This window comes from Paenibacillus sp. FSL H8-0317, from assembly GCF_045040685.1.
Taxonomy (GTDB): Bacteria; Bacillota; Bacilli; order Paenibacillales; family Paenibacillaceae; genus Paenibacillus.
The window spans coordinates 5,430,540-5,443,858 of the sequence record NZ_CP150294.1 but is presented as its reverse complement, the minus strand read 5'-3'; the positions used below and the strand labels follow the sequence as shown (position 1 = coordinate 5,443,858).

Annotated in this window: 11 protein-coding genes; 8 read left to right on the top strand and 3 right to left on the bottom strand. The window is 44.8% G+C overall.

The genetic code is table 11. The annotated features are described in order from the left end of the window. Positions 1-8: 8 nt before the first annotated feature. Positions 9-1,073 carry a suppressor of fused domain protein gene (locus tag MHB43_RS24360; RefSeq protein ID WP_221824506.1) on the bottom strand — a complete coding sequence of 355 codons (1,065 nt, stop codon included), beginning with the start codon at positions 1,071-1,073 and terminating at the stop codon, positions 9-11. Positions 1,074-1,220: 147 nt separating this feature from the next. Between MHB43_RS24360 and MHB43_RS24355 the strand changes: the two genes are divergently transcribed. From MHB43_RS24355 to MHB43_RS24330, 6 genes are all read left to right on the top strand, one after another. Further along, the gene (locus tag MHB43_RS24355; protein WP_083657375.1) at positions 1,221-1,514 is read left to right on the top strand and encodes an antitoxin Xre/MbcA/ParS toxin-binding domain-containing protein; all 294 of its coding nucleotides are present in this window, start codon (positions 1,221-1,223) and stop codon (positions 1,512-1,514) included. A gap of 289 nt (positions 1,515-1,803) precedes the next feature. Then, complete coding sequence (locus MHB43_RS24350; protein WP_169481317.1) at positions 1,804-3,261, top strand: glycoside hydrolase family 1 protein; 1,458 nt, start codon at positions 1,804-1,806, stop codon at positions 3,259-3,261. 135 nt (positions 3,262-3,396) lie between these two features. Next, complete coding sequence (locus MHB43_RS24345; RefSeq protein WP_405130633.1) at positions 3,397-5,079, top strand: S-layer homology domain-containing protein; 1,683 nt, start codon at positions 3,397-3,399, stop codon at positions 5,077-5,079. A gap of 48 nt (positions 5,080-5,127) precedes the next feature. Further along, positions 5,128-6,552 carry a glycoside hydrolase family 1 protein gene (locus MHB43_RS24340; protein ID WP_405130632.1) on the top strand — a complete coding sequence of 475 codons (1,425 nt, stop codon included), beginning with the start codon at positions 5,128-5,130 and terminating at the stop codon, positions 6,550-6,552. 233 nt (positions 6,553-6,785) lie between these two features. Beyond that, on the top strand, positions 6,786-7,637 hold the full coding sequence (gene licT, locus MHB43_RS24335; RefSeq protein ID WP_036668684.1) for a BglG family transcription antiterminator LicT: 852 nt from the start codon (positions 6,786-6,788) through the stop codon (positions 7,635-7,637). A 128-nt stretch (positions 7,638-7,765) separates the two neighbouring features. Beyond that, complete coding sequence (locus MHB43_RS24330; protein ID WP_405130631.1) at positions 7,766-9,670, top strand: beta-glucoside-specific PTS transporter subunit IIABC; 1,905 nt, start codon at positions 7,766-7,768, stop codon at positions 9,668-9,670. A 72-nt stretch (positions 9,671-9,742) separates the two neighbouring features. Here MHB43_RS24330 and MHB43_RS24325 read toward each other — a convergent pair whose 3' ends face one another. Beyond that, positions 9,743-10,645, bottom strand: a complete 903-nt coding sequence (locus tag MHB43_RS24325; RefSeq protein ID WP_221824498.1) for a LysR family transcriptional regulator — start codon at positions 10,643-10,645, stop codon at positions 9,743-9,745. Positions 10,646-10,829: 184 nt separating this feature from the next. Between MHB43_RS24325 and MHB43_RS24320 the strand changes: the two genes are divergently transcribed. Then, positions 10,830-11,417 (top strand): ankyrin repeat domain-containing protein, encoded by a 588-nt coding sequence (locus tag MHB43_RS24320; RefSeq protein WP_405130630.1) that lies wholly within the window; start codon positions 10,830-10,832, stop codon positions 11,415-11,417. A gap of 50 nt (positions 11,418-11,467) precedes the next feature. Next, positions 11,468-12,811, top strand: a complete 1,344-nt coding sequence (locus MHB43_RS24315; RefSeq protein WP_405130629.1) for a uracil/xanthine transporter — start codon at positions 11,468-11,470, stop codon at positions 12,809-12,811. Between the two features lie 77 nt (positions 12,812-12,888). On the opposite strand, the gene MHB43_RS24310 is transcribed toward MHB43_RS24315, so the two are convergent. Then, a complete protein-coding gene (locus MHB43_RS24310) occupies positions 12,889-13,266 on the bottom strand; it encodes a PilZ domain-containing protein (RefSeq protein WP_036617371.1) in 378 nt (125 codons plus the stop codon). Positions 13,267-13,319: the final 53 nt, after the last annotated feature.

The window sequence follows — 13,319 nt, the reverse complement described above, 5'->3', positions numbered from 1 at the left end:
TACAGTTCTCATCCAATCGTTTGAATGACATGTCCTTCCTGGTCCTTAATCTCTGTTCTAACAATCTGAACGAGAAGATGATCTAACGAAACCACCTCGAATGTCCCTTCAACCGGATGAAGGTTCTCTGCCAGCTCCTCAACAATTTGTTTGTTTACCGTCAGGGTAACTTGTCTGTCCGATTCCAATACGGCTGGTTGTTCTCCTGCTTCGAACAGAATATTCGTATCCGGTCCAATCAAGGATAGGGAGGCACCTTTCAAAATTCGGCTGCGAAGGATGGTGCCAACTAATACGGCTTGTTTGGCTCCAAGCTGGAGTTTGGCCGGGACCGATTTTTGCAGCAATCTTTTGCGAGGAGACTCCCAAGCCAGTTGTTGTATGAATAAAAACGCTGTACTGGACCCGTCCTTCTCCATTCCATCCTCAACCGCTTGTATAACCGAAGGAATATCTGCGTACGAATTTCTCATCAGATCCGTCACATATTTGGGCATGAACATGGAGGAGACAGACAGGAATCCACGAGCATTCCAGCTTTGAACCATTTCCAATTCCCGACCTGTAATGCCAACCATCTGAATAAATTGCACTGAACCATTAGGCGTAGAGATTGCGGGTAGATCCGGGTCTTCAATAAACGAGAGAGCAGTCAGCAAAGTATCGGATTCCAGACAGATGGGGCCATTGGCGTCCATGTAATCTCCTGGCTGAAAGATATTTCCGCTGTTGAACACGTAACGTCCTACATTCTGTAGCAGATTCAGCGCCCAGGCTGGCGGATCAGTCTCTGCTTCACTGCGTGTAAGACGAAAGGTGAGCTCGAATCCATATCCGCTCTTGGATGCATCCTGCATCTCTTTTTCATATAATTCAGAGAAACCATATGTGACAAAATGCCAGTGAGGCATAGGTGTGTTCACCGCATAGACGCTGATACCATCAAGTGGATCAGGCCCACCGAGCATATACGGAAGGGCAGTGCCGTAGTGTTTTGGTTCCTGTTCCCCATACAATTCACGCATGGATTGATCAATCGCATCCCAACCGGATGTGTTTTCTTCCTGAGTCATTATTGAATCCTCCTTGACTGTTCTTTCCCCCGAAAAACATTTAAAATTAAGTCTACCTGTTACAGAAACGGATTCAAGCGGCTTAAGGATGAATTGTGTCAGATAGGACTTCGGAGTTATTAATTGCAATCCAGGGAGTGAAATTACATGAGTATGAAAGGTATCTATTTAAAGGAGTTTAATCAGGCAAGCTGGGACTCATTTTCCGAATTGTTCGAAGAACTTGGACAAAAGATGGATCCTGCATGGGTAGAACGTGCGCGATTACAAGGGATTCCGGCAGATATAAGTCGGGTGCTTTTGTGTGAAATGGGGGAGTACGCTTTTGAATGGATGGCGAAAGATATCCCGGCTTTAGGGGACCAAAGTCCCGCTGTTTACCTGGAAACGGAGGAAGGAGCGCAGGCATTAAGGGCAGCGATTATGCGTATGCCGCGTTAATTTTTTCGATGGTGAGAGTGTGTGAACGATCAGTTGATCCAGTGAAGTTGATTTTGCAAAATAGATATGTTACGCTTACATTACAAGAGCAAACACAACAGAATACGCAATAACATCTTTTGATGGATTGTAACTGTGAAGACAGGCAAAACCTAAACTGATGGTGAAATGAAAGCTCCTTTTTTTGGTGCTATTTTACCTTGAGTTTAGGTTTTTCTTGTTTTCTGCTCTAAATTGCAGTTTTTTACCTGGAAAAACCAAAATAAATTTCGAAAAGAGGTTGTTGTTCATGACCACGGCAAAAAAAGGATTCCCCGAAAACTTCCTATGGGGCGGCGCTACAGCTGCCAATCAATTGGAGGGTGCATTCGATAAGGACGGCAAAGGCCTCTCCACAGCGGACATGATCGCTCATGTTCCCAAAGAGAAGCGTACAGGCGGACATGCCATGGAAATCTCCTCTTCCCGAATCGAAGAGATCCTCTCCGGCAAAATCGAAGAACGTTTCCCGAAACGTTTTGGTATCGATTTCTACCATCACTTTAGAGAAGATATTGCATTGTTTGCTGAAATGGGCTTTAAAGTATTCCGTTTGTCCATTCACTGGGCACGTATTTTCCCGAACGGTTATGATCAAGAGCCGAATGAAGCAGGCTTGAAATTTTATGATGAAGTATTCGACGAATTGTTGAAATATGGCATCGAGCCGCTCGTTACATTGTCTCATTATGAGACACCGCTTGGCTTGACGCAAAAATATAACGGTTGGGCAGGCCGTGAAGTGATCCAGCACTATGTTCGATATGCAGAAACGGTGTTCAACCGTTATAAAAATAAAGTGAAATACTGGCTGACGTTTAATGAAATTAACGTCATGCTGTTCAGCCCGTACACTGGCGGCGGCATTCTGATCGATAAAGTGGACAACAAACTGCAAACCACTTATCAAGCGCTGCATCACCAATTTGTAGCAAGTGCATTGGTAACAAAGCTTGCTCACGAGATTATGCCTGGTTCCCAAGTAGGTTGTATGCTTGCTCGTATGGAAACTTATGCAGCAACATGTAATCCAGTAGATGTTCGTCTGGCTCAACACGAGAATCAGATTAACCTCTTCTTCACAGACATGCATGCTCGTGGTAAATATCCGAACTACATGGCTCGTTATTTTGAAGAAAACGACATCGTGATTCAAAAAGAAGCAGGCGATGATGAGATCTTGCTGAACAATACCGTTGATTTCATCTCCTTCAGCTACTACATGTCCGTAACCAAATCTGCATCTGCAGACAAGGAAGAAACATCGGGTAACCTGACTGGCGGCGTGAAAAACCCTTATCTGGAAGCATCCGACTGGGGCTGGGAGATCGATCCGATCGGTCTGCGCGTAACCCTGAACAACTTCTGGGATCGTTATCAGAAACCATTGTTCATCGTAGAAAATGGTCTGGGTGCATATGACCGTGTTGAAGAAGACGGTTCGATCCATGACTCCTATCGAGTGGATTACCTGAAAAAACACATTGAACAAATGAAAGAAGCCATCAAAGACGGTGTGGATCTGATTGGATTCACAGCATGGGGCCCAATTGACCTTGTGAGTATGTCCACTTCCGAAATGTCCAAACGTTATGGTTTTATCTACGTGGATCTGGATGACGAAGGTAACGGAACACTCAAACGTTCCAAAAAGGATTCATTCGACTGGTACAAAAACGTAATCTCCAGTAATGGTGAGCAACTGTAGTTCTCACGTTTTCTGAGCGGGCAAACCTGATATAACAGTTAGTGTTTAATGGAATTTAATGTTCCTGAGGGCCTGCTGATTAGCGTTTGTCCGTTTTTTTATGTGCTGCAAACATTACATATGGAGGGATATCTTTTGAAAAGATGGAGTATGAACACAAAAAGTATGGGATGGATGCTTGCCCTGACACTAAGTCTGAGTGTGATCTGGCCAACCACCGTTGGTGCGGAAAGCACCCAGGTTACTCGAATCCAGGCCAATACCTATGTTGGTGATCCTGGAGAGATGGTAGAGTCCTTTGACATTACTGTAGCGAATCCGGAGAAATATCAGAATCTGAAAGCTTCAGACTTCGAAATTACTGGCAATTATGATGGCTATCCTTTAAATGAAGCGGAAGAGATCATACAGAATGAGTATGAAGATGACGGAATAAAATTGACAATTACGGATCATACCATCCATATGGCGGTAAAGCCTTTTAAATATCCAGGTGGATTTAAGTCGGCATTTGCAGTCACAAGCAAGGCGTATCCTGAACTTTCTTTTGACGATAAAAATGTAAATGTAGTCAAAACGCGTACGGTCGATGAGTTTGAAAACGGACAATTTACAGGCAGTAATGGTGCGAACTTGTCCTATCAACTGAAACGAAGCACGTCCGAAGAACCAAAGCCGCTCATGGTATGGCTCCATGGTGGTGGCGAAGTTGGTACGGACGGGCGCAGCCATCTTACTGCAAATCGTGGAGCTGTAGTCTGGACGGAATCGGGGTATGATACTTCCGTACTGGCCGTACAGTATCCTGAGAATTACAGCTTCAAAATCTATGATAACCCGGAGCAACTGGCCCAGATGCAGGCGTACTTCGTGGCGCAGTATGAGTTGATTCAAAAGCTGGTTGCTGAAGGTGAAGTTGATCCGAATCGGATCTATCTGTCTGGTGTTTCCAGTGGCGGTGGTGGTGCCTTCCGTTTCTTGACACAATATCCCGATCTGTTTGCTGGAGCGATTATTGTAGCGGCCAAGGATACGGTAGCGGATTACACCGGATCTGTTGAAGCATTCAAAAAAGAACTGAAAGATATTGTGGATGTCCCAGTATGGATTATGCATGCCAAAAATGATCCAACCACTGACAGCCGGACAAGCTCTTTGGCTTATCAGGCTTTGACTGAGCTTGGAGCCAAGCATGTCAAAATGACGCTGTATGAAGATGCATACATGGATAGCCAAAGACTGTACGGTGGCATGAAGCATTGGTCATGGGTACCGGCTTTTGACAACAAAGAAGTACTTGCCGACCTGTTCCAACTAAGCAAAGGGACTTCAGGGGAACAGGATGGGGGCAACATAGAGCATGGAACAAAACCAACTGAGCCTGTGACAAGAGCGCAGATCGCCCTCGTGCTTGCCGACAAGTTAAATCTTCCTGAAGTATCCGAATCTGCTTACCCGTACACAGATTCTGCTCCTGAATGGGCTCGTCAGGCCATTGCAACAGTGACCAAGGCAGGATTGATGAAAGGTGTCAGCAATCAGATGTTTGCCTCGGGAGAGGAAGTAACACGTGCACAGATGGCAGTGATCGTAGACCATATTTTGACGAGTCGCGGTTGGAATGCTGCAGGCGAGTCAACTGTAGTATTGTTCAAGGATTTGAATGATAAGCATTGGGCTTATGAAGCCGTTCAGAATAGTGCCAAAGCCGGTATTATGTCCGGTATGTCCAAAGATCAATTTGAGTCATCGAAGTCGGTTACAGGTACTCAGCTGGAGCTGATTCTACAACGATTGGAACAATTGCCAACCAACTAAGTTCAATAACCAACTTTATAATGATAAATAATGAGAGGAATGATTGATATGACTACACCATTTCCGAAGGATTTCCTATGGGGCGGCGCTGTAGCAGCCAACCAACTTGAAGGAGCTTATAATACAGATGGCAAAGGTCTTTCTGTTCAAGATGTCATGCCTCACGGGATTACAACCCCTAGAACGGAAGGTCCTACAGAGGATAACCTGAAACTGATCGGGATTGATTTTTACAACCGTTACAAAGAGGATGTTAAACTGTTTGCTGAAATGGGCTTCAAAGTGTTCCGTACATCTATCGCTTGGTCCCGTATCTTCCCTAAAGGTGATGAATTGGAGCCAAATGAGAAAGGTCTGCAATTCTATGATGACCTGTTCGATGAGTGTCACAAATACGGGATTGAACCACTCGTAACGATCTCTCACTATGAGACACCGCTGCATTTGTCCAAAACGTATGATGGCTGGGTTAACCGTAAAATGATCGATTTCTACGAGCGTTATGTAACAGTGCTGTTCAACCGTTTCAAAGGCAAAGTTAAATACTGGCTGACGTTTAATGAAATCAACTCCATCCTGGAGGAACCATTCATGAGTGGTGGGATCTACACGCCAAAAGCAGAACTGTCCAAACAGGATCTGTACCAAGCGATCCATCATGAACTGGTAGCCAGTGCCTTGGCTGTGAAACTGGGTCATGAAATTATGCCTGAAGCGAAAATCGGCTGTATGGTACTGAGCATGCCTACGTATCCGTTAACTCCGAACCCGGATGATGTGGTTGCAGCGATGCATGCGGAACAGCGCAATGATATCTTTGCTGATATCCATGCACGTGGTTACTATCCGAAATACATTAATCGTTATTTCAAAGCGAATAATATCAATATCAAGTTTGAAGATGGCGATGCTGAAATTCTGAAGCATACTGTAGACTTTATCTCGTTCAGTTATTATGTAAGTATCTGTGAGACAGGTGATCCGGAGAAACGGGTTGAAGGAAAAGGAAACCTGTTCGCAGGTGTGCAAAACCCTTATCTCAAAGCGAGTGAGTGGGGCTGGCAGATTGATCCGCAAGGACTACGCGTAACGCTGAACAAATACTGGGACCGTTATCAAAAACCATTGTTTATTGTCGAAAATGGTCTGGGTGCAGTCGATGAGCTGATCACGGACGAAAATGGCAATAAAACGGTGAACGATGATTACCGTATTCAATACTTGAATGACCATCTGGTACAGGTGGGCGAAGCTCTTGAGGATGGCGTAGAAGTGATGGGTTATACGTCATGGGGCTGTATTGACCTGGTAAGTGCTTCAACAGCAGAGATGAAGAAACGTTATGGTTTCATCTATGTAGATCGCAACAATGATGGTTCAGGAACACTGGATCGTTACAAGAAAAAATCATTCCACTGGTACAAAGAAGTTATTGGTACGAATGGCGCAAGTCTTAAGAACAACAACGTGTAAATATTAGTTCTTAAAGCATGGTTGTACACGCACCTTCTTATGTCACATTAATGCACATTAACCGCTTTCACAAAAACATTGTCATATGGATAATTATATGGTAAGATGGGCCTAAGGCTAATGAATACTGGATTGTTACTGTTCAATCAGGCAAAACCAGAAGCAGGGCATATCTCGTGACCTGCTTTGGTTTTGCCTTTTACTACTTTGACGGTGCAAGGTGATGTGAAGAAATGAAAATTGAGAAGGTGCTGAACAACAACGTAGTTACCGTAATTGATCCGGGAGGAAACGAACTGGTCGTTATGGGACGTGGAATTGCCTTCAAAAAGCATACTGGTGAATCGATTGACGAGAGTCTCGTCGAAAAAATATTCTCGCTTGAAAGTAAGGAAGTATCACAGAAACTCAAAACACTTCTGTCTGATATCCCGGTTGAATATGTCGAGTGCTCGGATGAGATTATCCGTTATGCCGAGACGGTGTTAGGTGAGAAGTTGCATGAAAGCATCTACATTTCACTGACGGATCATATTCATTTTGCCATTGATCGACATCGTCAAGGATTGCAGATCCGTAACGCATTGTTCTGGGAGATCAAGCGCATGTACCGGAAGGAATATGCCATTGGACTCAAGGCGCTACAGATTATTGAGGAAACGTTAGGTGTCCTGTTGCCCGAAGACGAATGCGCATTCATTGCAATGCATCTGGTTAATGCCCAGATGAACGGTGAGATGAGGGAAACGATCAGTATTACAAACATTGTTAAGGACATACTTAACATTGTAAGACGTAGTTTTGTGATTGAACTTGATGAAGATTCATTGAGTTATTATCGATTTTTAACTCATCTGAAGTTCTTTGCCCAACGTGTGTTGCAAGGAACGGCGATTGAAGATAAAGAAGAAGATAATCCCCTTCATGACTTGGTGAGCAAGCAGTATCCGGAAGCACATGCATGTGCAGTAAGGATCAGTGACTATACGCGTAAGATCTATAATCGGGTGTTGTCCAAGGAAGAAATACTGTATCTGACCATTCATATTGAACGAGTTGTCAGAAATGAACAAACAATTGAATAAAGTTGGGATTGTTACTGCTAAAAAGGCAAAACCTAAACGTTGAATAATGATAAGCTTTTCTGCTTTGTCATTATTCAGTGTTTAGGTTTTTTTTTAACCTTCATTACACATAAAAGGAGCAAAACACAATGGATAAACAACAATTGTCCAAGGATATTTTGAAGCTTGTTGGTGGCGAAGAGAATATCGATCAAGTCACACACTGTATGACAAGACTCAGATTCAACCTCAATGACAACAAAAAAGCGGACAAAGCGACGCTAAAAAATACACCAGGCGTTATGGGTGTTATGGAGAACGGTGGACAGTTCCAGGTCATCATTGGTAACGATGTACCTATCGTGTATAACGCACTTGTTGGCAACATGTCCAAATCTCCAAACGCAGATAATGCAACATCAAGTGCTTCAACTGGGGAAAAGAAAAAGAGAAATCCAATAAGTGCGCTGTTCGATTTCATCTCAGGTATGTTTACACCAATCCTGCCTGCGATTACGGGTGCAGGTATGATCAAAGGGATCGTGGCGATCCTGGTCGCACTTGGATGGTTGTCCGATACCAGCTCAACCTACATCATTTTGTCAGCAATCGGCGACGGTGCATTCTACTTCCTGCCAATCATTCTGGCGATCAGTGCTGCACGTAAGCTGGGTAGTAATATGTATATTGCTGCGGCGCTTGCTGCGGGCATTATGCACCCGACCATTACAGCATTACTGGCAGATGGTCACAACTCATCCTTTATGGGGATTACAGTCATAGCGGCAACGTATTCTTCTACAGTTATTCCGATTGTTCTGGCAGTTTGGATTGCTTCATATGTAGAGAAAGCCGTTGATCGTGTTATACATGCTTCACTTAAGTTACTCATTGTTCCAACAGTTACCCTTTTAATTATGGTTCCTCTGACGTTGATGACTGTAGGACCACTCGGTACTGTTCTTGGTAATGGTTTGTCTGGTGGTATTTCATGGTTGTTCGATAACATGTCCATCTTCGCAAGTATCCTGATTGGTGGTACGATGTCACTGCTGATCATTACGGGTATGCACTATGCGTTGTTGCCAATCGTTGTAGGTTCAATGACAACACTGGGTTACGACTTTATTATTCCACTGATGTTTGCAGCTAACCTTGCACAAGGTGGCGCAGCATTTGGGGTGGGACTCAGATCGAGAAATAGCAAAACCAAATCCCTTGCCTATTCCACAGGTCTTACGGCTATTATGGGGATCACGGAACCAGCGATGTATGGTATCAACATGAAGTTCAAAAAACCATTTATCGCAGCTCTCAGCGGGGGTGCTATTGCTGGTGCATTTATGGGAATCTTCAATGTTAAATCTTATGTTATTACAGGACTTGCAGGTCTGCCGAGTATTGCGGCATTTGTCAGTCCAGCAATTAGCACTTTGATTTATGCTCTGGTTGGTGGTTTGATTGCCATCGTAGCTGCAGCAATCATTACGTATATCCTGGGCTTCCAAGAAGAAAATGCAACTGAGCCAGCAGCACCAGCAGCTGAGCCTGCAAAATCAGCAGTAACGACTTCTGTTGTAACTGAAGAAGCAAAAGCACAAGATGAGCAAGTATTCAGCCCGATCACAGGTGAAGTTAAACCGCTGAGCGAAGTTCCAGACCCTGCATTCTCTGAAGAGATTATGGGTAAAGGATTCGCGATTCAACCATCTGAGGGACGTGTTGTATCTCCGATCAACGGTACAGTATTCTCGTTATCGAAGAGTGGACATGCCATTGGTCTGGTAAGTGATACAGGCGCAGAGATGTTGATTCATATCGGGATTGATACCGTGAAGCTGAAAGGTCAATTCTTCTCTCCTAAAGTTCAAGCAGGTGCGAAGGTTACCGTAGGTGATGTATTGATGGAGTTTGACCGGGAAGAGATCGAAAAAGCCGGTTACACGACGATTACACCTGTTATTATTACAAATATGCATCAGTATGAGTCCATTGAATCTGCTGGTCGCACTACGATCAAAGAAAAAGACTTGTTGTTTACAGCTAAAGCTTAACCATAAAAAATGAAACAGCAGCTTCACCGGAGTGTAATCCGGTAAAGCTGCTGTTTTTTTTGCTTATAGCTTTTACACGGGAAGCATATCCTGCACCAATTGCACAAAATGTTGTGCAGGCTTGGACAGATAGCGGTTTTGTAGCCAGACCAGCGCCGAGCCAACCGTGGAATGCTGATCCTGAATGCAATATACGTGGAAAGGGTGCTCTTGGTATAGCTGCAGTACCGTATGAGGCACGATGGAACTGGCGAAGCCGAGTCGGACCAGCTCGAGCAACATATTAATGTCTGAGCACTCACCCATGATGGAGGGGGTAACCTGATGCTCCCGGAACTTGTCCAGAATCAACTCGAACATGCCGAGTCCCTCTGTACTTGGAAGCAGTAGAGGGATACCTGTAAGCTGTTCAAAATAAGTCCCCATCTCCACTCCTGGTCCCATCTCTGTCGGACTATCAAGTGGTGTCGAAGAAATATAGAAAAGGGGCTCCTGTGGCAGATGCAGCACCTCATAACGTTCAGTCTGGACAGGCATGCGTACACAGGCAAGTTCAACTTTGCCATCTTCCAGCAATCGGCATAATTGCGCAGATTCATTTTGTTGAATTTTATAGGTAACCTGTGGGTGGGTGGTGCGAAACTGTTGCAGTGCTTGCGGGATCAGGCGATCCGATATGGTATTGATGCCGATCGCAAGTTTGCCCCGGATGCCATGACGGAAACTTTGCATCTCCATTACAGCTTCCTCCATATATTTGGTCAAGGTAACCGCATAATCATAGAAGCTGCGACCCGCCTGCGTTAGCTCCATCATACGTCCTTTGCGTTCAAACAACATTACACCAAGCTCTTCCTCCATTAACTTAAGCTGCTGGCTTAAGGGTGGCTGAGCCATGTGAAGTCTTCGGGCTGCTGCTGTAATCTGTTTCTCCTCAGCAATGGCAATGAAATAGCGACATTGTTTGATATCCAAGTGGTTGTTCTCCTTCGCTTGCAATGTATATGTAATTCGTATGGAAAGCCAACAAAACATGTATTTTTAATATACTACGATCTTATGTTACCATACATTAGATTTGCATACCTGACTAACAGGGTTTGGTTTCTATATCAATATTACTGCATGAGAAAGACCTTGAATTGGAGGATAAAACAACGTGGTTAAAACAATACATGATGCTGCTCAAGCGGGCCATACCGATGAGGTCATTCGATTTATCACACAACAGGGTAACCGGTTGAACGAACGGGATGCATTGGGGCGGACACCTCTGATGGCTGCGGTGCACGGTAACAAGATAGACACGGCAAGGATGCTAGTGGACGCCGGAGCCGACATTAACCTTCAGGATGCACGATTGGACAACCTGCTGTTATACGCGAGTGCTGAGGGTATGTATAACATGGTCGAATTGGCGATTACAGCAGGTGCAGATATGAAGTTAACGAATCGTTTTGGCGGCACAGCTCTTATCCCGGCAGCGGATCGGGGCCATGTGGACATTGTGGAGCTTCTGCTTACACGCAGTGATGTGGATGTGAACCATATCAACAACCTGGGGTGGACAGCCTTGCTGGAAGCGGTCATTTTGGGAGATGGTGGGCCGCGTCACCAACAGATTGTTGCCTTGCTTTTGCAATATGGTGCAGATCCAAAGATTGCGGATCGGGACGGGATTACACCGCTTGCACATGCGAGCCGACATCGGTATGCCGTGATGGAACGACTATTAACCCAAGTCTGAAGAGACTTATACATTTATGATACAGAACAGTGAAAGGATATTCCAAACGAATGAACAGACATCAAGAGCATTTTTCACAAAAGAATATGAAGGACGTATCTTCACTGATTTTGGCAGGTATACAGTGGTTTTTCTTCCTGTTTACCAATACAGTTGTTGTTCCGCTATCCATTGGACATAATTTTCATCTGTCTCCGGATGCCATCGCTGCCTCCATGCAGCACGCATTTATCCTTACCGGAGCAGTGTGTATTCTTCAAGCTGTATTCGGTCATCGATATGCGATTATGGATGGTCCGTCAGGGTTATGGTGGGGATTGACGCTAAGTTTGACGGTATCTGCTTCATCGGCCGGTATGAGTCTGGAGCGTATTGGCGGTGGGTTGGCTGCAGGTTTTCTATTAGCGGGACTAACGATGGTGATTCTGGGTTGGCTGGGAGCAGCGCAAGTGCTGCAAAAGCTGTTCACACCTATGGTGAAGAGTGCCATGTTGTTTCTAATGACGATTCAATTAACCATGAATTTTTTCAAAGGTATGATTGGATATACGGAGTTTGGTCGCTTCGATCTGCCTGTTGCCGCATTGTCCGTTGTCATTGCATTTTTGGTGGCATGGATTCAATTAAAGGGCAGGGGGAAACTGGGGAACTACGCGATCCTGATTGGGATTGTGGCAGGCTGGATCGCTTATAGTCTATTGTTTCCTGGACAACATGGCGGACAGCCTAATCAGGCCCCGGCTGGTCTCGAACTGTTTCCGTGGGGAGCACCCAGATGGGAACCGGGTATTGTCATTACTGCATTTTTCGTGGGACTGGTGAACATGACGAATTCGATCACCACATTAAGCACAGTTGAGAAACTATACCGGACAGAAACAACAAGTCGTCAGTATAGGCATTCCTATGCGCTAACGGGTCTGTTCACGATGTTGTCAGCCTGTGTAGGTGTGCTGCCCTTTGGTTTATTTGCATCATCGATCGGGTTTCTGGAGAGTACTCGCATTCTGCGTCGTGCTGCCTTGATTATTGGAGCGGGGATGTTATGTATGATGGGGCTTACACCTTCAGTGACAGCATTTTTTGCACAAATACCACCAAGCGTTGGCAGTGCTGTTTTGTTCGTGGCTTATCTTCAGATGTTCGGCACGGCACTAAGAACGCTTGAAGGTACAACGTTTAATTCTAAAACGATCTATCGTGTAGCGCTGCCGGTCCTCACGGGAGTTGCGGTCATGAATATTCCTGCTGAGGCCTTTCAAACTTTGCCCATGTACCTCATTCCGATCATAAGTAATGGTCTCGTCATTGGGGTATTGGTTTCACTGGTTCTTGAAAAAACTGTGAACTGGTCCAAAATGGAACAACCAGCGACAGTTAGTAAAGCGGCATAAAGAGTTTCATCTTGCGACAGTCCAATTTGATTGGGCTGTTTTTTTGTTTTTTTGTTATCAGGCTATATGGCATCTAACTATTTCACAATAATTTTGCCTTGTCCTGCAAGCATTCGCATCTCTCTAGAGAGACGGTCCTGGTTCCCATCCTGCATTTCGAGTTGAACCCCATAGTGCCATGAGGTATTTTTTTCTTGACCCCAGCGGAGAGTGCCTTCCATATATAGAGGGTCTTCAAAAAGCAGCATATTCATTCCAATCCGAATATCGTTATTCTCTACAGGAAGGGATAGCGGAAATGACAGCTGACAGCCGGAACGACTGATGTCACAGAGTTCAGCCTGAATGGGCTTGGCTGGTGCGTTAACCCCGTTGATGCTGAGAATATAGATCTCAAAGTGGATCGGTTCCTTCAATGTGTATCGAAAGGGTTCTTTTCTATTGTTAATTGACATGGCTTGGCTTCCTCCATCAGGTTCAAAAAAAGTCAGTTATGCTTATATCGACC